The organism is Ralstonia flatus, from assembly GCF_958439105.1.
GTDB classification, from domain to species: domain Bacteria; phylum Pseudomonadota; class Gammaproteobacteria; order Burkholderiales; family Burkholderiaceae; genus Ralstonia; species Ralstonia flatus.
Genome location: NZ_CAUDLI010000001.1, coordinates 494912 through 513696 on the forward strand (window position 1 = coordinate 494912; position 18785 = coordinate 513696).

At 65.2% G+C, this 18785-nt stretch carries 20 protein-coding genes; 14 read left to right on the forward strand and 6 right to left on the reverse strand.

Annotated features, from left to right (window positions below; all coding sequences use genetic code 11):
- The first annotated feature begins 19 nt into the window (after positions 1 to 19).
- From R2676_RS02375 to R2676_RS02390, 4 genes are all read left to right on the forward strand, one after another.
- Positions 20 to 208, forward strand: a complete 189-nt coding sequence (locus R2676_RS02375; RefSeq protein ID WP_004631803.1) for a Trm112 family protein — start codon at positions 20 to 22, stop codon at positions 206 to 208.
- A 16-nt stretch (positions 209 to 224) separates the two neighbouring features.
- Positions 225 to 1031, forward strand: coding sequence for a 3-deoxy-manno-octulosonate cytidylyltransferase (gene kdsB / locus R2676_RS02380; protein ID WP_206274202.1), 807 nt, complete (start codon positions 225 to 227; stop codon positions 1029 to 1031).
- Between the two features lie 345 nt (positions 1032 to 1376).
- Positions 1377 to 2045 carry an adenylate kinase gene (gene adk, locus R2676_RS02385; RefSeq protein WP_206274203.1) on the forward strand — a complete coding sequence of 223 codons (669 nt, stop codon included), beginning with the start codon at positions 1377 to 1379 and terminating at the stop codon, positions 2043 to 2045.
- A gap of 157 nt (positions 2046 to 2202) precedes the next feature.
- A complete protein-coding gene (locus R2676_RS02390; RefSeq protein ID WP_206274204.1) occupies positions 2203 to 2961 on the forward strand; it encodes a 3-hydroxyacyl-CoA dehydrogenase in 759 nt (252 codons plus the stop codon).
- 14 nt (positions 2962 to 2975) lie between these two features.
- Here R2676_RS02390 and R2676_RS02395 read toward each other — a convergent pair whose 3' ends face one another.
- Positions 2976 to 3869, reverse strand: coding sequence for a LysR family transcriptional regulator (locus tag R2676_RS02395; RefSeq protein ID WP_206274205.1), 894 nt, complete (start codon positions 3867 to 3869; stop codon positions 2976 to 2978).
- Between the two features lie 119 nt (positions 3870 to 3988).
- Here R2676_RS02395 and R2676_RS02400 point away from each other — a divergent pair, with 119 nt between their 5' ends.
- Entirely contained in the window at positions 3989 to 5020 is a 1032-nt protein-coding gene (locus R2676_RS02400) for a bile acid:sodium symporter family protein (protein WP_206274206.1), read from the forward strand.
- On the opposite strand, the gene R2676_RS02405 is transcribed toward R2676_RS02400, so the two are convergent.
- From R2676_RS02405 to tsaE, 3 genes are read right to left on the reverse strand one after another with little or no spacing between them, the layout of a single operon-like run.
- Entirely contained in the window at positions 5021 to 5566 is a 546-nt protein-coding gene (locus R2676_RS02405) for a GNAT family N-acetyltransferase (RefSeq protein WP_206274207.1), read from the reverse strand.
- A 3-nt stretch (positions 5567 to 5569) separates the two neighbouring features.
- A complete protein-coding gene (locus tag R2676_RS02410) occupies positions 5570 to 7093 on the reverse strand; it encodes an N-acetylmuramoyl-L-alanine amidase (protein ID WP_206274208.1) in 1524 nt (507 codons plus the stop codon).
- A complete protein-coding gene (gene tsaE, locus R2676_RS02415) occupies positions 7087 to 7665 on the reverse strand; it encodes a tRNA (adenosine(37)-N6)-threonylcarbamoyltransferase complex ATPase subunit type 1 TsaE (protein WP_206274327.1) in 579 nt (192 codons plus the stop codon). Before tsaE ends, R2676_RS02410 begins: the two co-directional genes overlap by 7 nt.
- 16 nt (positions 7666 to 7681) lie before the next feature.
- Between tsaE and queG the strand changes: the two genes are divergently transcribed.
- The 7 genes from queG to plsY all read left to right on the forward strand — a co-directional run bounded on the left by queG (position 7682) and on the right by plsY (position 13523).
- A complete protein-coding gene (gene queG / locus R2676_RS02420; RefSeq protein WP_206274209.1) occupies positions 7682 to 8833 on the forward strand; it encodes a tRNA epoxyqueuosine(34) reductase QueG in 1152 nt (383 codons plus the stop codon).
- A 261-nt stretch (positions 8834 to 9094) separates the two neighbouring features.
- Positions 9095 to 9745, forward strand: coding sequence for a chalcone isomerase family protein (locus R2676_RS02425; RefSeq protein WP_206274210.1), 651 nt, complete (start codon positions 9095 to 9097; stop codon positions 9743 to 9745).
- Positions 9746 to 9868: 123 nt separating this feature from the next.
- On the forward strand, positions 9869 to 10846 hold the full coding sequence (locus R2676_RS02430) for a tripartite tricarboxylate transporter substrate binding protein BugE (protein WP_206274211.1): 978 nt from the start codon (positions 9869 to 9871) through the stop codon (positions 10844 to 10846).
- Positions 10847 to 10908: 62 nt separating this feature from the next.
- A complete protein-coding gene (locus tag R2676_RS02435) occupies positions 10909 to 11385 on the forward strand; it encodes a methylated-DNA--[protein]-cysteine S-methyltransferase (protein WP_206274212.1) in 477 nt (158 codons plus the stop codon).
- Entirely contained in the window at positions 11382 to 12317 is a 936-nt protein-coding gene (xerD, locus tag R2676_RS02440) for a site-specific tyrosine recombinase XerD (protein ID WP_206274213.1), read from the forward strand. The genes R2676_RS02435 and xerD overlap by 4 nt, the downstream gene beginning before the upstream one ends.
- Before the next feature lie 20 nt (positions 12318 to 12337).
- Positions 12338 to 12829 (forward strand): Cys-tRNA(Pro) deacylase, encoded by a 492-nt coding sequence (ybaK, locus tag R2676_RS02445; RefSeq protein ID WP_206274214.1) that lies wholly within the window; start codon positions 12338 to 12340, stop codon positions 12827 to 12829.
- 70 nt (positions 12830 to 12899) lie between these two features.
- Positions 12900 to 13523 carry a glycerol-3-phosphate 1-O-acyltransferase PlsY gene (gene plsY / locus R2676_RS02450; RefSeq protein ID WP_045787584.1) on the forward strand — a complete coding sequence of 208 codons (624 nt, stop codon included), beginning with the start codon at positions 12900 to 12902 and terminating at the stop codon, positions 13521 to 13523.
- Here plsY and R2676_RS02455 read toward each other — a convergent pair.
- The gene (locus R2676_RS02455) at positions 13520 to 14440 is read right to left on the reverse strand and encodes a GlxA family transcriptional regulator (protein ID WP_316887212.1); all 921 of its coding nucleotides are present in this window, start codon (positions 14438 to 14440) and stop codon (positions 13520 to 13522) included. The two genes, plsY and R2676_RS02455, sit on opposite strands and share 4 nt — an antisense overlap.
- Before the next feature lie 256 nt (positions 14441 to 14696).
- Here R2676_RS02455 and R2676_RS02460 point away from each other — a divergent pair, with 256 nt between their 5' ends.
- On the forward strand, positions 14697 to 17081 hold the full coding sequence (locus tag R2676_RS02460; protein ID WP_206274216.1) for an acylase: 2385 nt from the start codon (positions 14697 to 14699) through the stop codon (positions 17079 to 17081).
- Between the two features lie 66 nt (positions 17082 to 17147).
- Here the strand turns inward: R2676_RS02460 and R2676_RS02465 are convergent, their stop codons facing one another.
- A complete protein-coding gene (locus tag R2676_RS02465) occupies positions 17148 to 17633 on the reverse strand; it encodes a YajQ family cyclic di-GMP-binding protein (RefSeq protein WP_045202696.1) in 486 nt (161 codons plus the stop codon).
- Positions 17634 to 17738: 105 nt separating this feature from the next.
- On the opposite strand from R2676_RS02465, the gene murB reads away from it, so the two are divergent.
- Complete coding sequence (murB, locus tag R2676_RS02470) at positions 17739 to 18767, forward strand: UDP-N-acetylmuramate dehydrogenase (protein WP_206274217.1); 1029 nt, start codon at positions 17739 to 17741, stop codon at positions 18765 to 18767.
- Positions 18768 to 18785 lie beyond the last annotated feature (18 nt).

The window sequence follows — 18785 nt, forward strand, 5'->3', positions numbered from 1 at the left end:
CCACGGAGCCTCTACCGACATGGACAATCGCCTGCTGGAAATCCTCGTCTGCCCGTTGTGCAAGGGCACGCTGCAACACGACCGCGCCAACAATGAACTGATCTGCCACGTCGACAAGCTGGCCTACCCGATCCGCGACGGCATCCCCGTCATGCTGGCTGACGAAGCGCGCCAGACCGTGGAAGGCACGCCGGTCGATCCGGCCTGATACGAAGGTCGCCGCCATGTCGCACGCGCCATTCATCGCTGTCATTCCCGCGCGGCTGGCGTCCACGCGGCTGCCGAACAAACCGCTGGCCGACATCGACGGCAAGCCGATGGTGGTGCGCGTGGCTGAACGCGCGCATCAGTCCTCCGCCGCGCGCGTGGTGGTCGCCACCGATGCAGCGTCGGTCGCCGATGCCTGCATGCAGCATCACGTGGAAGCCGTGCTGACGCGCGCCGATCACGCCTCGGGCACCGACCGCCTGGCCGAAGTGGCCACCGTGCTGGGCCTGCCCGATGACGCCATCGTCGTCAACGTGCAAGGCGACGAGCCGCTGATCGCACCGACGCTGATCGACAACGTGGCCGCGCACCTGCGCGACCATCCCGACTGCGCCATCGCCACCGCTGCGCACCCGATCCACGACCCTGCCGACGTGTTCAACCCGAATGTCGTCAAGGTCGTGCTCGACGCTGCCGAACGCGCACTGTTGTTCTCGCGCGCACCGCTGCCCTGGGCGCGCGATACCTGGACGCCCGCCGTCATGGCCCGGTCCGTTGTGGAGCGCCCGCTGCCGGCCATGCCCGTGCTGCGCCATATCGGCATCTACGCGTACCGCGCCGGATTCCTGCGCCGCTTCCCGCAATTGGCCGCCGCCCCCATCGAGCAGACGGAGCAGTTGGAGCAGCTGCGCGCCATGTGGCACGGTGAACGCATTGCCGTGCTGACCACCGATGACGCTCCCGCCGCCGGTGTCGACACCCCCGAAGACCTCGCACGGGTGCGCGCTGCCTGGAGCGAGCTTCTTGCCCAGGATGGCCCCTGAGCCCGCATTTCTCTGAACTTTGCGTGCGGGGCTGCCAAAACCCCGTCCTCGCCATGGCATAATCGCGAGGACGACAAGCCGTATGACGGCGCCCACGCAGGCGCCGCAGCGGCGACAGGGAGACAAATCGAGCCATGGGTGCCGCCGTCCGGCGGACGCCTGATTCCCCAGAGTCCGGTAAGGCTGGCGTCAACTTCGCCCGCTAGGCTGCCTGTTCGCGTCGATTGCGTCGCCATGGCTTGATCACCAGGCGTATTGGGAATCCGCCCTCTTGGACCGATTCCCAACGCGCTTCACAGAGCCTGACAGCGCGACAGGATTCGAAAACTTGAGGAACTCGTCACCATGCGGTTGATTCTGTTGGGCGCGCCCGGCGCCGGCAAAGGTACGCAAGCCAAATTCATCTGCGAAAAGTTCGGCATTCCGCAGATCTCCACCGGCGACATGCTGCGCGCGGCCGTCAAGGCAGGTACCCCGCTGGGTATCGAAGCAAAGAAGGTGATGGATGCCGGCGGCCTGGTGTCGGATGACATCATCATCGGCCTCGTGAAAGACCGCCTGCAACAACCCGATTGCAAGAACGGCTACCTGTTCGACGGTTTCCCGCGCACCATTCCGCAAGCGGAAGCCATGAAAGACGCCGCTGTGGCGCTCGACTACGTGCTGGAAATCGACGTGCCGTTCGACGCCATCATCGAGCGCATGAGCGGCCGCCGCGTGCACGTGGCATCGGGCCGCACGTACCACGTCAAGTACAACCCGCCCAAGACCGAAGGCGTGGATGACGAAACCGGCGAACCGCTGATCCAGCGCGACGACGACAAGGAAGAGACCGTGCGCAAGCGCCTGGACGTGTATGAAAACCAGACGCGTCCGCTGGTCGACTACTACTCGCAATGGGCCGCCAACGGCAACAGCGCCGCCAAGGTTGCGCCGCCGAAGTACCGCAAGATCAGCGGCGTGGGCAACGTCGATGAAATCACGGCTCGCGTATTCGGCGCGCTGCAGGACTGAGCACACCCCGCAATACCCGCCACGAAAAAAGGCGCCTCGATCATGAGGCGCTTTTTTTTTGCTCGTTCGCCGGCCGCTTCGCGCTAACATATGACGCTGAACTTGACGCGAACGTAAACGTCAAGTAACTCGCAAACAACACACAAGGAGACACGGCATGGAGATTCGCGATCAGGTATTCATCGTGACCGGCGGCGCGTCGGGACTGGGCGCAGGTACGGCACGGACGCTGGCCGAAGCGGGCGGCAAGGTGGTGATTGCCGACGTGAACGAGGCTGCCGGCACCGCGCTGGCGCAGGAACTCGGCGGCCGCTTCGTGCGCTGTGACGTCACGTCGGAAGCCGACGGCCAGGCGGTGGTGGACGCCGCCACGTCGCTGGGCACGTTGCGCGGGCTGGTGAACTGCGCGGGTATCGCTACGGCGTCGCGCACGGTGGGCAAGACGGGGCCGCACCCGCTGGACCAATTTGCACGCGTGATCAACATCAACCTGATCGGCACGTTCAATATGCTCCGCCTGGCAGCGACGGCCATGGCGGGCAACACACCCAATGCCGGCGGCGAGCGTGGCGTGATCATCAACACGGCATCGGTGGCGGCATTTGACGGACAGATCGGCCAGGCGGCCTACGCGGCGTCCAAGGGCGGCGTGGTGGCGATGACACTGGCGATTGCGCGTGACCTGTCGCGCGACGGCATCCGGGTGATGACGATTGCACCGGGCATTTTCGAGACGCCGATGCTGCTTGGCATGCCGGCGGAAGTGCAGGACGCGCTGGGCAAGATGGTGCCGTTTCCGCCGCGCCTCGGTAAGCCGGCGGAATATGCGCAACTCGCGCGTGCGATCGTCGAGAACCCGATGCTCAATGGCGAGACCATCCGCCTGGATGGCGCCATCCGCATGCAGCCGAAATAAGCGCGGTCAGGTCGTTAGGCGGCTGGCAGCGCCATCCGGCGGATCATCTGCCACGCTGCCTCGGCCGCCGGCGAAAGCGACCTGTCATGCCGCCGCGCCAGCACAATGGCGCGCGTCTCCTTGGGCGACAGCGGCACCGCCACCAATGGCGACGAGGATGGCAGCGGCAACGACAGCGACGGCACCACACCCGCACCGATGCCCGCTTCCACCATCCCGAAGACCGCGCTGCTGTGGCCCATCTCCTGCGTAACGTCAGGGTGAACGCCGTGGCGCAGGAAGATGCGGTCGATCAGCGGGCGACTGCCCGAAGCGTGATCGAGCAGGACGACCGCTGTGCGATGCAGATCTTTCCACCGCACGCTGCTGCGCTGCGCGAACGGGTGATCCTTGCGGCAGACCAGGCAGAACGGATCGATCAGCAGCGGCTCCGTCCATAGGCCTTCGGTATCGAGCGGCTCCACCACCACACCGAAATCGGCGCCGCCCGTGCGGATCAACTGCAGCGTGTCGACCTGCACGGAGTCGCGCACGATCATGCGGATGTCCGGATAGCGCACCGCGCACTCGGCCACATACACCGGCATCAGCCGTGTCGACACGGTCGGGCTGGACGCCACCACCACGCGCCCGCGCCGTTGCTCGCCGACCTGGCGCGCCTGCTGCAACGTGTCGTCCAGATCGGCCACGAGGCGATCCAGCGCCGTCGCCAGCGAGCGTCCCACTTCCGTCAGCACGACTTCACGGGTGGTGCGATCGAGCAACTTCAGGCCCAGTTCGCCTTCCAGCTCCGAGATCGAACGGCTCACGGCCGGCTGCGTCAGGCCGATGGTTTCGCCCGCCCGGCTGAAGCTGTGCGCGCGTGCCACCGCGAGAAAGACGCGCAACTGGCGCAAAGTCACATTCATGCTGACGACGTATGAATTGATTCGATCAATGCATTTGTATTCTAGATAGGGATGTTGTGCAATAGCGGCTATCCCGCCATCCAACCCGCGCCGTTACGTAATGGTGACCGCGCACGCACATGAAGATCCCGCTGTTATCTCCGCTGTTGTCCCAGATCGATGGGTTCATTCGCGCCATGCTGGTGATGGTCGCCCTGGCCCTTTTCTTCCCGGCGCTTGGCGCGAGCGACGGCCCGTTGCGGCTCGACATCGTCACCATCGTCGGCGTGTCGCTGGTGTTCTTCCTGCACGGCGCGGCGCTGTCGCGCGAGAAGATCGTCGAAGGCGCCCGCAACTGGCGTCTGCATCTGTTTGTGCAGAGCTGCACCTTCATCCTGTTCCCGCTGATCGGCGCGGTCATTCTGCTTGTCTGCAAGCCGTTCATTCCGGCTAAGCTGCTGCTGGGCGTGTTCTATCTGTGCGCGCTGCCGTCCACGGTGTCGTCGTCGGTGGCGATGACGGCCATGGCCAAGGGCAATGTGCCGGCCGCCATCTTCAACGCGACCATCTCGGGGCTGATCGGCATGATCGCCACGCCGCTGCTGATGAGCTTCGTGATCCAGGCGTCCGGCGCAGACCTGTCGGTCGGCAAGGCGCTGCTGGGCGTGGCCGAGCAACTGCTGCTGCCGTTCGTGCTGGGGCAGTTGCTGCGCCCGGTCATCGGCGGGTTCATCAACAAGCACAAGGCAATCATCAACAAGGTCGACCGCGCGGTGATCCTGCTGATCGTGTTCAACTCGTTTGCCGACTCGACGCACGCGGGTGTGTGGTCGAGGTATCCGTGGGAGACCATCGTGGCCGTGGCCGTGATGAGCGGTGCGCTGCTGTTCGTCGTGCTCGGTGCGACGACATGGCTGTCGCGGCGCGCCGGCTTCAATCTGGCCGACGAAATCACCGCTGTGTTCTGCGGCTCGAAGAAGAGCCTGGCGAACGGCGTGCCGATGGCGAAGATCCTGTTTGCCGGCAACCCGGCGCTGGGCCTGATCGTTCTGCCGCTGATGATTTATCACCAGCTGCAGCTGATCGTGTGCTCGACGCTGGCGCGCAGGTATGCGGATCGCGTTGCCCACGCCGAGGCCAGCGCGGGCGCTCCGGCAAGCCGCGCGGCTTGATCAAGGCAAGCGCGTCAGGCCCGCGAATTCCGCTTCCGGCCAGTGGTAGGTGCGCACCCAAGCGTGGCCGCCATCGGCCGTCTCCAGCCAGTCCCGGCTGACCGACACACCGGCCAGGGCTTCGTAGAAGCCGATCGCAGCGGTGTTCGCCTCGTACACCAGCAGATGCAACTGCGTGATGCCCTGAGCGGCGGCCCAACGCGCCGCTTCGCCCATCAGACGCTTGCCGACACCATGGCCGCGTGAGGCTGGCAGCAGATGCAGGTTGTCGACGAACGCCCCCCAGGGCGTGCCGTTTTCACGCAGGGCGCACAGAAAACCGATGGTCTGGCCGTCCAGATCGGCGCACCACACCTGCTGTCCGGCCACGGGTGCGGCCATGCGCTCACGCCATTTCGCCTGGATGTCGATCGCTGCGCGGCCATCGAGATATGCGTCGGACAAAACGCCCAGCCCGCGGTACGCGCTTTGCCAGCTGCGCGTATGAATGTCGGCGATGGTGCCGGCGTCGGACGCACCGCCTTCGCGCAATACGAGCGTCGTCATGCGTCAGACGCCCGGGTTGCGCGACAGCGGCGGGTTCTTGGCGAAGTACGCCCGAATGCCGCGCAGGATGGCCTCAGCAAGCTGGTTCTGGTGGCCGAGGTCGTTGAGCTTGGCTTCTTCTTCGGGGTTGGAGATGAAGGCCGTCTCGACCAGGATCGACGGAATGTCCGGCGCCTTGAGCACCGCAAAGCCCGCCTGCTCGACCTGCCCCTTGTGCAGCCGATTGATGCCGCCAATCTGGTCCAGCACCGCCTTGCCGACCTTCATGCTGTCGGTGATCTGCGCGGTGGTCGACAGATCCAGCAGCACGCGCGTGACCTGCGCGTCTTTCGAGCCGAGATTCGCCCCGCCGATCATGTCGGCCGCGTTTTCCTTGTTGGCGAGCCACTTGGCCTGCGCGCTCGAAGCGCCGCGATCGGACAACACGAACACCGAGGCCCCGCGCGCCTCCGGTGAGAGAAACGCATCGGCATGGATGGAGACGAACAGGTCCGCCTGCACGCGGCGTGCCTTCTGCACGCGCACGCCAAGCGGGACAAAGTAGTCGGAATCGCGCGTCATCATGGCGCGCATGTTGGGCTGGGCGTCGATCTTCGCCTTGAGCATGCGGGCGATCGACAGCACCACGTCTTTCTCGTGCGTGCCGGCACCGCCCGTGGCGCCTGGATCTTCTCCGCCATGGCCCGGATCGATGGCGACGGTAAGCAGGCGGCGCATGCGCGGCCCGTTTGAGGGCGTGCGCGGCACAGGCTGCTCGGGAACGATCTCCAGCGGCGGCGTGTTCGGCGCGTTGGCGAGCGTCGACGGAGGATTCATTGACGTCGAAGGCGGCGTCTTGCGAGGCGGTGTGCGGCTGGCAAGTGCCGGAACTTGCGGCTCTTCGATCGCTGGCTTGGTGGGGCTAGCGCCCCGGTCGCGGCGTGCCAGCGCGGCGATCGGGTCATCGTCATCCGACGCCGTCGGCATCGGCGTACCGCCTGACGCGGCAAAGCGCTCCTGCTTGCCCTCGGTGGCCTGCACCAGCTGCATCAGCGGGTCGGGCGGGTTGGTCGGGTACAGGTCGAACACAAGCCGGTTGCGATAGCCAGCAATCGGCAGCAACGTGAACACCTGCGGGTTGACGCTTTCCTTCAGGTCGAACACCAGGCGCACGACGCTCGGCCGGTTCTGGCCCACGCGCACCTGTCGGATGTACGGATCGTTCGGCGCAATCTTGGCCACCAACTCGCGCAAAGTTGGGTTCAGGTCGAGCCCGTCGATGTCGACCATCAGACGATCCGGATCCTTGATGAGCTGATGCGTGGCCTTGAGCGCGACGTCGGATTCGATCGTCACGCGCGTGTAGTCCTCGGCGGGCCACACGCGCACGGCGACGATGTTGGCGCCGCGTGCAATCTGCGGGCCCACCAGGCTCAGGATGACCGTGCCTGCGCCGGCCTTCGCCATGCGCGTGAGCCATTGGCGGCGGGCCTGGCTCGGCAGGTTGGGATCATCCGGTTGGTCGGTCGGCAGATGCTTGATCAGCATGGGAACAGGTGTTGCAACGACTGTAGAAGTTGAAGGCCGGTCTGCGTGCGTGCGCTCAGGCGTGCTGCGCGCGGTGCATGCTCAACGCCGTCATCGTAGGTTTCGTGCACAACGTCGACCGATAAAGCAATGTGCAGGTCGGGCGTACCAAGCAGCGCCTGCGCCTTCTCGGGCCATTCGACCAGGCACAGCGCAGGTTCGGCAAAACAGTCACGGAACCCGGCATCGGTCCACTCTTCGGGATCGGCAAAGCGGTACAGGTCGAAGTGATAGACCTTCTGCGTGCCAGTGGTTCCGGCCACGTCGTACGGCTCGACCAGCGTATAGGTGGGGCTGCGCACGCGCCCGGTGTGCCCGAGGCCGCGCAGGATGGCCCGCGACAGCGTCGTCTTGCCCGCGCCCAGATCGCCGGAAAGCTGCACCTGCACGGGCTGCGGACCCAATGCCAGCACGGCCTGCGCGAGTGCCGCGCCAAAGGCCGACGTGGCCGCTTCATCGGTGAGCGAAAGCGTGCGCTCGGCGAGCGGAGGGGTCAGACCAGAAGGCGCGTCAGCAGGGAGCACGGTGGGCATTGCGTACAATTTGGGCATGTCCGCCACCCCCACGTCATCACCCGGAACGAACCTCGATGCACGCCTGCCAGCCGATGCGGCCGGCATGCAAGCGCTTGTCGCGCAGATTCGCTCCTGGGGTGCCGAACTCGGTTTCGATGCGGTCCGCATCGCCGATGTCGACCTGTCGCATGCTGAAGAAGGGCTCCAGACATGGCTTGCGCAGGGGTTTCACGGTGACATGGATTATATGGCGAACCATGGCATGCTCCGCGCACGCCCCGCCGAACTTGTTGCCGGAACGGTACGCGCGATCGTCGCGCGGATGCCGTATCTGCCACATCTGGCCGATCCGCAAACACCCGGCAGCGACTGGCGCACCATCGAGTGGGACCGCCTGCGCCGCCCTGAAGACGCCACCATCTCGCTCTACGCGCGCGGCCGCGACTATCACAAGGTACTGCGCCAGCGCCTGCAGAAGCTGGCAGAGAAGATTGCCGGTGCCGTCGGGCCGTACGGCTTTCGCGTATTCACCGATTCGGCGCCGGTGCTCGAAGTCGCGCTGGCCACGAACGGCGGCCTCGGCTGGCGCGGCAAACATACGCTGCTGCTCGACCGCGATGCGGGCTCGATGTTCTTTCTCGGAGAGATCCTCGTCGACCTGCCCTTTCCCGTCGACCCGCCCGTGGAGCCCCACTGCGGCAATTGCACGCGCTGCATCGACGTGTGCCCCACGCAGGCCATCGTCGCGCCATACACGGTGGACGCGCGTCGCTGCATCTCTTACCTGACCATCGAGCACAAGGGCAGCATCCCGGTCGAACTGCGCCCGGCGATGGGCAACCGCGTCTACGGGTGCGACGACTGCCAGCTGGTCTGCCCATGGAACAAATTTGCCGTGCCGGCCAACCTGCCCGACTTCGACGTGCGCAACGGCTTGGACGCGGCCACGTTGGCTGGCCTGTTCAACTGGACCGACAACGAGTTCAACCAGCGCCTCGAAGGCAGCCCGATCCGCCGCATCGGGCACGAGCGTTGGCTGCGCAACATCGCCGTGGCGATCGGCAACGCGCTGCGCGCGCCGCTGCCAGATGCCACGCGCACGCAACTGACCGCCGCCCTGCGTGCACGCGCTGATGACGCGTCGGAACTCGTGCGTGAACACGTCGCATGGGCGCTCGCCCAATGACGTGAGCGCTCCCTGTGGCGCAACACGCCAGCGCATCAACACTGTGACGCGCGCTTAATCTGTTTTTTCACGCAGCCTGCAGCTTGTTTTAAAAACAAAACAATGCGCGTCTAGCACAAACCCATGAATGCCGCTTAATGCTGACGCCAGCAGGGCCTTATACCGCCTAGTACGCAAACGCTTGCGCATCAGGGCAGACACTAATTGTTTGTAAATAAAATATCGGGAAAATGGCGGCTTAATCCTAAACCGTCCACTTCGATGTTTTCCGCTCTTGTTGATCTCCGTCGCGCATTGCAGGCTGGTATCCGTGCCCGCTCATCCCGGATGGCACGCGCGTGGCGCGGTGGCGTCCTGGGCGCGATGTTCTGCGCTGCCTGTGTGAGCACGGCATGGGCAGCGGTGAACGTCGAGGGTGTGCCCTTCGACGACGCCGCACGTGTGGCCGGCCGCGAACTGCTGCTCAACGGCACGGGCCTGCGTTCGGTGTTCGTCATCAAGGGCTATGTGGCGGGCCTGTACCTGCCGGAGCGCGCCAAGAACGCGGCAGTCGTCCTCGGCATGAAGGGGCCGAAGCGGCTGCAGATCCATCCGCTGCGCGACGTCGGTGCCGACACGTTCATCCACGCGCTGAACGACGGCATCCACCGCAACCAGACCGAAATTCAAGTGCAGAAGCTGGCCGACCGCCTCACGCAGCTGGAAGACGCGATGCGCCAGATCGGTTCCACCAAGCGCGGCGACACCATCAACTTCGACTACGCCCCCGATACCGGCACCACCATCAGCATCAACGGGGTGGCACGCACAAAAGCCATCCCCGGCGAAGACTTCTACCAGGCCGTGCTCAGCATCTTCATCGGCAACAGCCCGGTCGATCGCGATCTGAAAAACGGGCTGCTCGGAAGCTGACAAGCTGACGATTGGCTTTTCAGGGGTTTCCCCGGTTGCCGTGTGGCTGGCGTTTGCCGTTGTGCTATTCAGCAGTTTCCCCACAAGAACGCAGAACGCACACCAAGCTACAAGGAGGAGACGATGACCAAGGGACGACTGATCGCCAGCCTGATCGGCGCCGCAGGAATGGCGTTGTGCGGGCCCGCGCTGGCCGACAACTACCCCGCCAAGCCGCTCAAGCTGATCATTCCGTTTCCGCCCGGCGGCACGACAGACATCGTGGGGCGCGGCGTGGCCGACCAGCTTTCCAAGGTGCTGGGCCAGGCCGTGGTGGTGGAAAACAAGGGCGGCGGCGGCGGTTCGATCGGCGCAGATGCCATCGCCAAGGCGGCGCCGGACGGCTACACGATCGGCATCGCCACCGTCTCCACGCATGCCGTCAACCCGGCGTGCAACCCGAAGCTTTCGTACGACCCGCTCAAGGATTTCAAGCCGATCACCAACCTGGCCACGGTGGCCAACGTGATCGCAGTCAACCCGACCTTTCCGGCCAAGAACTACAAGGAATTCGTCGCGGTGCTGACGGCCAATCCCGGCAAATATTCGTTTGCGACATCGGGCACCTGCGGCATCGGCCACATGCTCGGCGAAGAGTTCAAGGTGCTGACCAAGACGCAGATGGTCCATGTGCCGTATCGCGGCGCGGGGCCTGCGCTGAACGACGTGCTGGCCAACCAGGTGCCGATCATGGTCGACAACCTGCCGTCGTCCATTCAGTTCATCAAGGGCGGCAAGCTGCGGCCGATCGTGGTGGCGTGGAACAAACGCGTCGATAGCCTGCCCGATGTGCCGACCTTTGCCGAAGTCGGCCTGAAGGATGCGAATGACCCGGCGTGGTATGGCCTCGTCGCACCGGCGGGCACGTCCGACGACATCATCCGCAAGCTCAACGAAGCCGCCGTGAAGGCGCTGAAAGACCCGGGCCTGGTCGATCGATTCCGCGGTGCCGGCGCTGAGCCTGTGGGCAATACGCCGCAGCAATACGCGGCCGAGATCAAGCGCGAATTCGACAAGATGCGCACCCTGGTCAAGCAGCAGAACATCAAGCTGGATCAGTAACCCTGCCTCACGTGGGGCCTGTGCTAGATTCGCAGGATTGTTTTCCAGCGCCGGCCCCTGTCATGCCATCCCCTTTCGACGCCGTTCTCGAAGCGCCCTTCGGCAAGCTGGGCGTGCGCGTGGCCGACGGCGCGCTTCGTGAACTCGTTTATCTGCCGGAAGGCACACCCCGCGTCGATTCATCCGACGCGTTGATCGCAAGGCTGGCCCGTCAGCTCGACGCGTACTACAGCGACCCTCGCGCGACATTCGACATCCCGCTCGCGCGTGCCGGCACCGATTTCCAGCACCGCGTATGGCAGGCCATCAGCGCCATTCCATGCGGCAGCGTCATCACCTACGGCACCATCGCGCAACAGATCGGCAGCGTGCCACGCGCGGTGGGGCAGGCCTGCGGCGACAACTGGTTCCCGATCCTCATCCCGTGCCACCGCGTGGTGAGCGCGTCCGGCATCGGCGGGTTTTCGCATCACACGGATGGCTACCTGTTGAACATCAAGCACTGGCTGCTGCGCCATGAAGGCGTGATGCTGATATGAGAAAGGCCGCACGGAAAGACGCCGAAGCACCGTCCCTGCCGCCGCAAAGCGCAGACGCGATCCAGCGTTTTTGCGACGCCCTGTGGCTGGAGGACGGCCTCGCCCGCAATACGCTCGACGCGTACCGGCGCGACCTCACCCTCTACGCGCAGTGGCTTGCCGAGCGCAGCAAATCCATCGCCGAAACCGAAGACGGCGACCTGGCCGATTACTTCGCCGCACGCCACGCCGAGAGCTGCGCATCGTCCGCCAACCGGCGCCGTACGGTGTTCAAGCGTTTCTTTCAATGGGCGTTGCGCGAGCATGTGGTGAGCACCGATCCGTCGCGCCTGCTGCCCACCGCCAAGCAGCCGCCGCGCTTTCCGAAGACGCTGTCCGAAACGCAAGTCGAGGCGCTCATCAACGCGCCCGATGTCGACACGCCGCTCGGCCTGCGCGACCGCGCGATGATCGAACTGATGTATGCGAGCGGGCTGCGCGTGTCGGAAATCGTCGCGCTGAAAACCGTGGAAGTCGGCCTGAATGAGGGCGTGGTCCGCGTGGTCGGCGGCAAGGGCGGCAAGGATCGCCTGGTGCCGTTCGGCGCGGAAGCGGGCGACTGGCTGCGGCGTTATCTGCGCGATGGCCGCACGGCGCTGCTCGGCGAGCGCACCGCTGACGCGCTGTTCGTCACCGCGCGCGGCGAAGGCATGACGCGCCAGGCGTTCTGGTATCTCATCAAACGCTATGCGCTGCTGGCCGACATTCACGCGCCGCTGTCGCCGCACACATTGCGGCACGCGTTTGCCACGCACCTGCTCAATCACGGCGCAGACTTGCGCGTCGTGCAGATGCTGCTCGGCCACGCAGACATTTCGACCACGCAGATCTACACCCACGTCGCGCGCGAGCGTCTGCGCACACTGCATGCGCAGCACCATCCGCGCGGATAGCGATCGTTCCCCTGCCCCGTATGAGCAAGTCCAAGCACGTTTCCGAGACGCCCGCCACGCAGTTTCTCAAGGCACATGGCGTCGCTTTTACCGAACACACCTACGACTATGTCGACAAGGGCGGCACGACCGAGTCTTCGCGCCAGCTTGGCGTCGATGAACACCACGTCGTCAAGACGCTGGTGATGGAAGACGAGCACGCCAAGCCGCTGATCGTGCTGATGCACGGGGATTGCTCGGTCTCCACCAAGAACCTCGCGCGCCAGACTGGGCGCAAGAACGTGCAGCCCTGCAAGCCCGAGGTGGCACAGCGGCACAGCGGTTACCTGGTGGGCGGCACGTCGCCGTTTGGCGTGCGCAAGGCGATGCCGATGTATGTGGAGGCGAGCGTGCTGGAGCTGGAGCGCATCTACATCAACGGCGGCAGGCGCGGCTTTCTTGTCAGCATCGCGCCCAGCGTGCTGACCACCGTGCTGAATGCGCAGCCCGTCAACTGTGCAAACCCCGATTGAAACGAACGCGGCGGCTGGGGCACCCTACGCGGCGCGCTACAATCCCGCAGCCTGATTTCACCGATTTCCTATGTCCCCAGTCGTCGCAACCGTCATTTTTGCCGTGGCCGCCTACCTGATCGGCTCGATCTCGTTTGCCGTGGTGGTGAGCCGCGCGATGGGTCTGGCAGACCCGCGCACCTACGGCTCGGGCAACCCCGGCGCCACCAACGTGCTGCGCTCGGGCAACAAGAAGGCGGCCATCCTCACGCTGCTCGGCGATGCTGCCAAGGGCTGGCTGGCGGTGTGGCTGGCGCAATGGCTGGCCGCGCGCTTTGGCGTGGACGAAACCGGCATCGCCCTGGTGGTGATCGCCGTGTTCCTGGGCCACCTGTTTCCGGTGTTCCACCGCTTTGAGGGCGGCAAGGGCGTGGCCACGGCGGCAGGCATTCTGCTCGCGCTGAACGTGTGGCTCGGCCTGGCCACGCTCGCCACGTGGCTCATCATCGCCGTGTTCTTCCGTTATTCGTCGTTGGCGGCGCTGGTGTCGGCGGTGTTTGCGCCGTTCTTCTACGTGCTGATGAACGGCTTCGACTGGATTGCCGGGGCGGTTGCGCTGATGGCGGTACTGCTCATCGCGCGCCACCGCGCCAATATCGCCAAGCTGCTCGCCGGCAAGGAAAGCCGCATCGGCGAGAAGAAAAAAGCGGCCTAATTCCGCAGCTCGGCGCGCACCGAGTGCGCGCGCCGATGTTCTCCCGGCGGCCGCCCCGTGTGCCGCCGGATCAATCGCCGGAAGGCGGACATGTCCTGATAGCCGCACTGCTCGGCGATCGCCGTCAGGCTCAGCGTGCTGACTTCGAGCAGGTGACACGCGCGCTCCACGCGCAACCGGTGCAGCAATTGCAGCGGCGACATCCCCACTGTTTTCGCGAAATGCCGCAGCAGCGTCCTCTCGCTGGTTGAGGCCGCGGCCGCAAGTTTTTCCAGATCAAACGGTTCGTGCAGATGCTGCTGCAGGTAGCGCCGCGCGCGCAGCACAACGCTGTCGCGGATGGCCGGTTTGCTGCGCAGCCAGATGCCGATCGCCTCGCCGCGCGCGGGGTGATCGAGCGCCGTATTGCCCAGCGTGCGTGCAAGCCGCGCATCCGCCAATCGCGCGACCAACCGGTGCGTGAGCGCCACGCCATGCTCCATCGCCCGTGCGGTGATGACGTTGCCACTGGTGACAATCGCCTGTGCCGCCACCACCCTCAGGTTGGGGAAATTGCCCTGCACCCACCCGGCGATGAGCCACGTGACGGTCAGGCGCTGCCCGGGCGGCAGCACGTCGGCCAGCATCGCCACACCCGTGAACGGCGACGCCACGAGCCGCCCGGCCTGCAGATAACGCCGGATGGTGGCGCGCTCCGCGTCCAGCAGGGCCAGACGCTGCTCCAGCGTGCCGATGTGATCGAAATGCAGCGGCGGGACGATCAACGCGTCGCCCAGCTGCGTGTCGTCTTGCGGCAGTGCATCGCAACGGCAAGCGAGCGTTTCTGCAGCGGCCTGCCAACGCGCCGGGTCCCGCGCGATGAGCCGCCAGCCGAACACCGGCGCCTTGGCGGCATTGGCCCGCTTGCCGGCCTGCATGGAAGCCAGCGCATTGGCCACGCCGAGCGTGTCGGAAGCCGTGGCCAGCATAGAGAAACCGGCGTCAGGAAAGGTCAGCAAGTCGATTTTCGGCATGCCGCAGTATAGGTCTGGGCGGCAATACGCGTGGCGATATTGCCCCGAATTCTGGCGGGAATACCTCTTTCGAATCAGACCCGCCCGATTGACGATGCCGCGGTGGCTGCGCACAGACGCAACCGCCCATAACAACATCGACATCAGGAGACAACGCACGATGCAGCGATTCATGCAGGGATTCGCGCGCGGCGCGCTTGCCACGGCCGCGCTTGCGGCGCTGGCCGGCTGCGCAAGCACAGGCAGCGGCTGGGCCGCGCCTTCGGACACCGGCCTCTCGGCTGACATCAGCCGCACCCGCTTTGGCATTCCGCACGTTCGCGCCAACGATTACGCGAGCCTCGGCTTCGGCATGGCCTACGCCTATGCGCAGGACAACGTCTGCCTGCTGGCCGACCAGGTCGTCACTGTCAACGGCGAACGTTCGAAGACGTTCGGGCCGGACGGCACGGTCGTGGTGTCGTTCAAGCCCGTGCCGAACACGCAAGCCGACGCCTTCTTCAAGGGCGCATTCGACGAGGCTGGCCTGCGCGCCGGCTATGCACAGATGTCGCCCGAGGCGCGTGAACTGCTGCGCGGCTACATCGTCGGCTACAACCGCTATCTGAAAGACACGCCGCCCGCCAGCCGCCCGGCCGCTTGCCGCAATGCCGATTGGGTGCGCCCGCTCACGGTGGCCGACATGATGTTGATGGGCGAAGAGAAAGCCATTCAGGCGAGCGCGGGCGCCATGCTGCAAAGCATCGTTGCCGCGCAACCTCCGGGCGGCGCACCGGCATCGTCGGTCATTCCACCGCATGCCGTCGACACCGCCGCACTCGACCGCGACCTGCAGCTGCGCGACATGCCGATCGGCTCCAACGGCTGGGCCTTCGGCAAGACCGCCACGGATACGGGCCGCGGCGTGCTGCTCGGCAATCCCCACTTCCCGTGGACGACCACCAACCGCTTCTACCAGGTCCACCTGACCGTGCCGGGCAAGCTGGACGTGATGGGCGCATCGATTGCCGCCTTCCCCGTTGTCAGCATCGGCTTCAACAAAGACGTGGCGTGGACGCATACCGTTTCCACCGGCCGCCGCTTTACGCTGTTTGAACTGAAGCTGGCCGAAGGCGACCCGATCACCTACCTGATCGACGGCAAGCCGCACAAGATGACCACGCGCACCGTGGCGTTTGACGTGAAGCTGCCGGACGGTCGCATCGAGCGCCGCACGCACACCTTCTACAACACGGTGTACGGGCCGGTGCTGTCGATGCCCGCCGGTGGCATGCCGTGGACCTCGCAGAAGGCCTACACGCTGCGCGACGTCAATCGCAACAACACGCGCTCCATCGATACGTGGCTGCATATCGCGCAGGCCAAGGATGTGGCGGGTATCCGGCAGGCCATCGGCAACCTCGGCATCCCGTGGGTGAACACGATCGCCACCGACCGCAACGGCCGTGCACTGTTTGCCGATGTGTCGACCACGCCCGACGTATCGACCGAAGCGCTCAAGCGCTGCGCGCCGTCGCCGCTCGCAGACAAGCTCTTCAAGGGCGTGGGCCTCGTGCTGCTCGACGGTTCACGCAGCGCGTGCAACTGGCAGGTCGATCCGGCGTCGCCGGTGCCGGGCCTGGTGGCGCCCGCACGCATGCCCGTGCTGGAGCGCGATGACTACGTCGCCAACAGCAACGACAGCTCGTGGCTGACCAACCCGGCGCAGAAGCTCACGGGCTTCTCGCCGGTGATGGGTTCGACCGACGTGCCGCAACGCCTGCGCACCCGCATCGGCATCATCGAAATCGAGCGTCGCCTCGCCGGGACCGACGGGCTGCCGGGCAGCAAGGTGAATCTGCCGAACCTGCAGTCGATGATCTTCCGCAATGCCAACCTGGCCGGCCACCTCGTGCGCGACGATCTGCTGGCTGCGTGCAAAGCCACGGCAAACCTTGACGCCGACGTGCGCGACGGCTGCGCTGCCCTGGCGCAATGGAACCTCACAGACAACGTCGACGCGCGCGCCGCGCATGTGTTCCGCGAGTTCTGGATGCGCGCCAAGGACGTCCCGAATGTCTACGCGGTCGATTTCAACCCGGCGGATCCCGTCTACACGCCGCGCAGCCTGCGCATGAGCGATCCCACCGTGCGCACGGCGGTGTTCAAAGCCTTGAAGGATGCCGTGGGCGCTGTCCGCACGGCCGGCTTTGCGCTCGATGCGCCATTGGGCGCTGTGCAGGCCGCACATGCGCCGGGCGGCGACATCGCGCTGCACGGCGGCGAGGAGTATGAAGGCGTGCTCAACAAGCTGCAAAGCACGCCCATCGGGCCGAAGGGCTTGCAGGTGTATTTCGGCACGAGCTACATCCAGACCGTTACGTTCGACGATCAAGGCCCGGTGGCGGATGCGCTTCTGACCTACGGCGAATCGACCGACCCGGCTTCGCCGCATGCGTTCGACCAGATGCGCGAGTTTTCGGCCAAGCGCTGGAATCGGTTGCCGTTCTCGGAAGCCGCCATCGCCGCCGATCCGGCACTGAAGGTGACCAAGCTGTCGCAGTAAGCTTTTTGCCGCTGCAAACGCAAACGCCCCGCTCGTGCGGGGCGTTTTGCTGGGAAGCGTGCGGGTTCAGTCGCGGAAGTTGTTGAAATCCAGCGGGGTGTCGCTCACCTCCTTGCGCAGCATGGCAATCACGCTTTGCAGGTCATCGCGCTTGGCGCCGGTCACGCGCACCGCGTCGCCCTGGATGCTCGCCTGCACCTTGATCTTGCTGTCCTTGATCGTCTTGACGATCTTCTTGGCCAGGTCGCCCGAGACGCCCTTCTTGATCTTGACGACCTGCTTCATCTTGTCGCCGCCGATCTTCTGCTTGTCCTGGTAGTCCAGGAAGCGCACGTCGACGTTGCGCTTGGCAAGCTTGTTCATCAGCACGTCGTTGACCTGACCGATCTTGAAATCGTCGTCGGCAAACAGCGTGAGTTCCTGCTCCTTGTGCTCGACGCGGGAGTCGGAGCCCTTGAAGTCGAATCGCGTCGAAATTTCTTTGTTGGCCTGTTCCACGGCGTTCTTCACTTCCACCATGTTGGCTTCGCATACCACGTCAAACGACGGCATCGTGTTCTCCTTGCAGACTTGAATCGGGTTGCTGCGGCGCCTGTGTGCGGGGGCCGCGTGCGCCATGGCTTCTATAATCTCGGCTTTCCCAGCAGATTTGGCGCCATGGCGTTGCTCGACACGCATTATCCCCTAGGCCAGCACAACACGTTCCGTTTCGAGGCCACTGCGCGCTATGCCGCCCACGTTCGCACGCCGGACGACATTCCCGCCGCGCTGGCCGACGCGCGCGTGCAGGGCTTGCCGGTGCTGGTGCTGGGCGGTGGCAGCAATATCGTGCTCACGCGCGATTTCGAAGGCCTGGTGCTGCGGATGGAGATTCCGGGCATCGCCACCGGCCGAAGCATGGTCGATGGCCGCGCAGTCCACACCGTCACCGCAGGCGCTGGCGAATCGTGGCATGGCCTGGTCGCCCACACGGTGGCGCATGGCTTGCCTGGGCTGGAAAACCTCGCGCTGATTCCCGGCACGGTGGGCGCCGCGCCCATCCAGAACATTGGCGCGTACGGCGTCGAGATCAAGGACCGGTTCCATTCCCTGCGCGCCTACGACCGCCACGCCGGCGAATTCGTCACCCTCACCGCCACCGATTGCGCCTTCGGCTATCGCGACAGCCTCTTCAAGCGCAGCGGCGCCGATCGCTACGTCATCACCGAGGTCACCTTCGCCCTGCCGGTCGAGTGGCAGCCCGACACGCATTACGCCGAACTCGCGCGCGAGCTGGCGGCGCAGAACATTGCCAGCCCAACGGCGCAGGACATCTTCGATGCGGTGGTCACCATCCGCCGCCGCAAGTTGCCCGACCCGGCCGAGATCGGCAACGCCGGCAGCTTCTTCAAGAACCCCATCGTCGATGCCGCCACGCGCGATGCCCTCGCCGAGCGTTTCCCGAATCTGGTCGGCTATGTGCAGCCCGACGGCACGTACAAGCTCGCCGCCGGCTGGTTGATCGATCAGTGCGGCTTCAAGGGCCGGCAGAGCGGCCCGGTGGGTGTATACGAAAAACAGGCGCTGGTGCTGATGCACCGAGGCGGCGGCAGCGCGGTCCAGTTGATGACGCTGGCGCGCGAGATCCAGGACGCGGTTCATGCACGCTTTGGCGTGCGCATCGAACCTGAGCCGGTCGTGGTGTAAACAGGCGACCGGATGGGC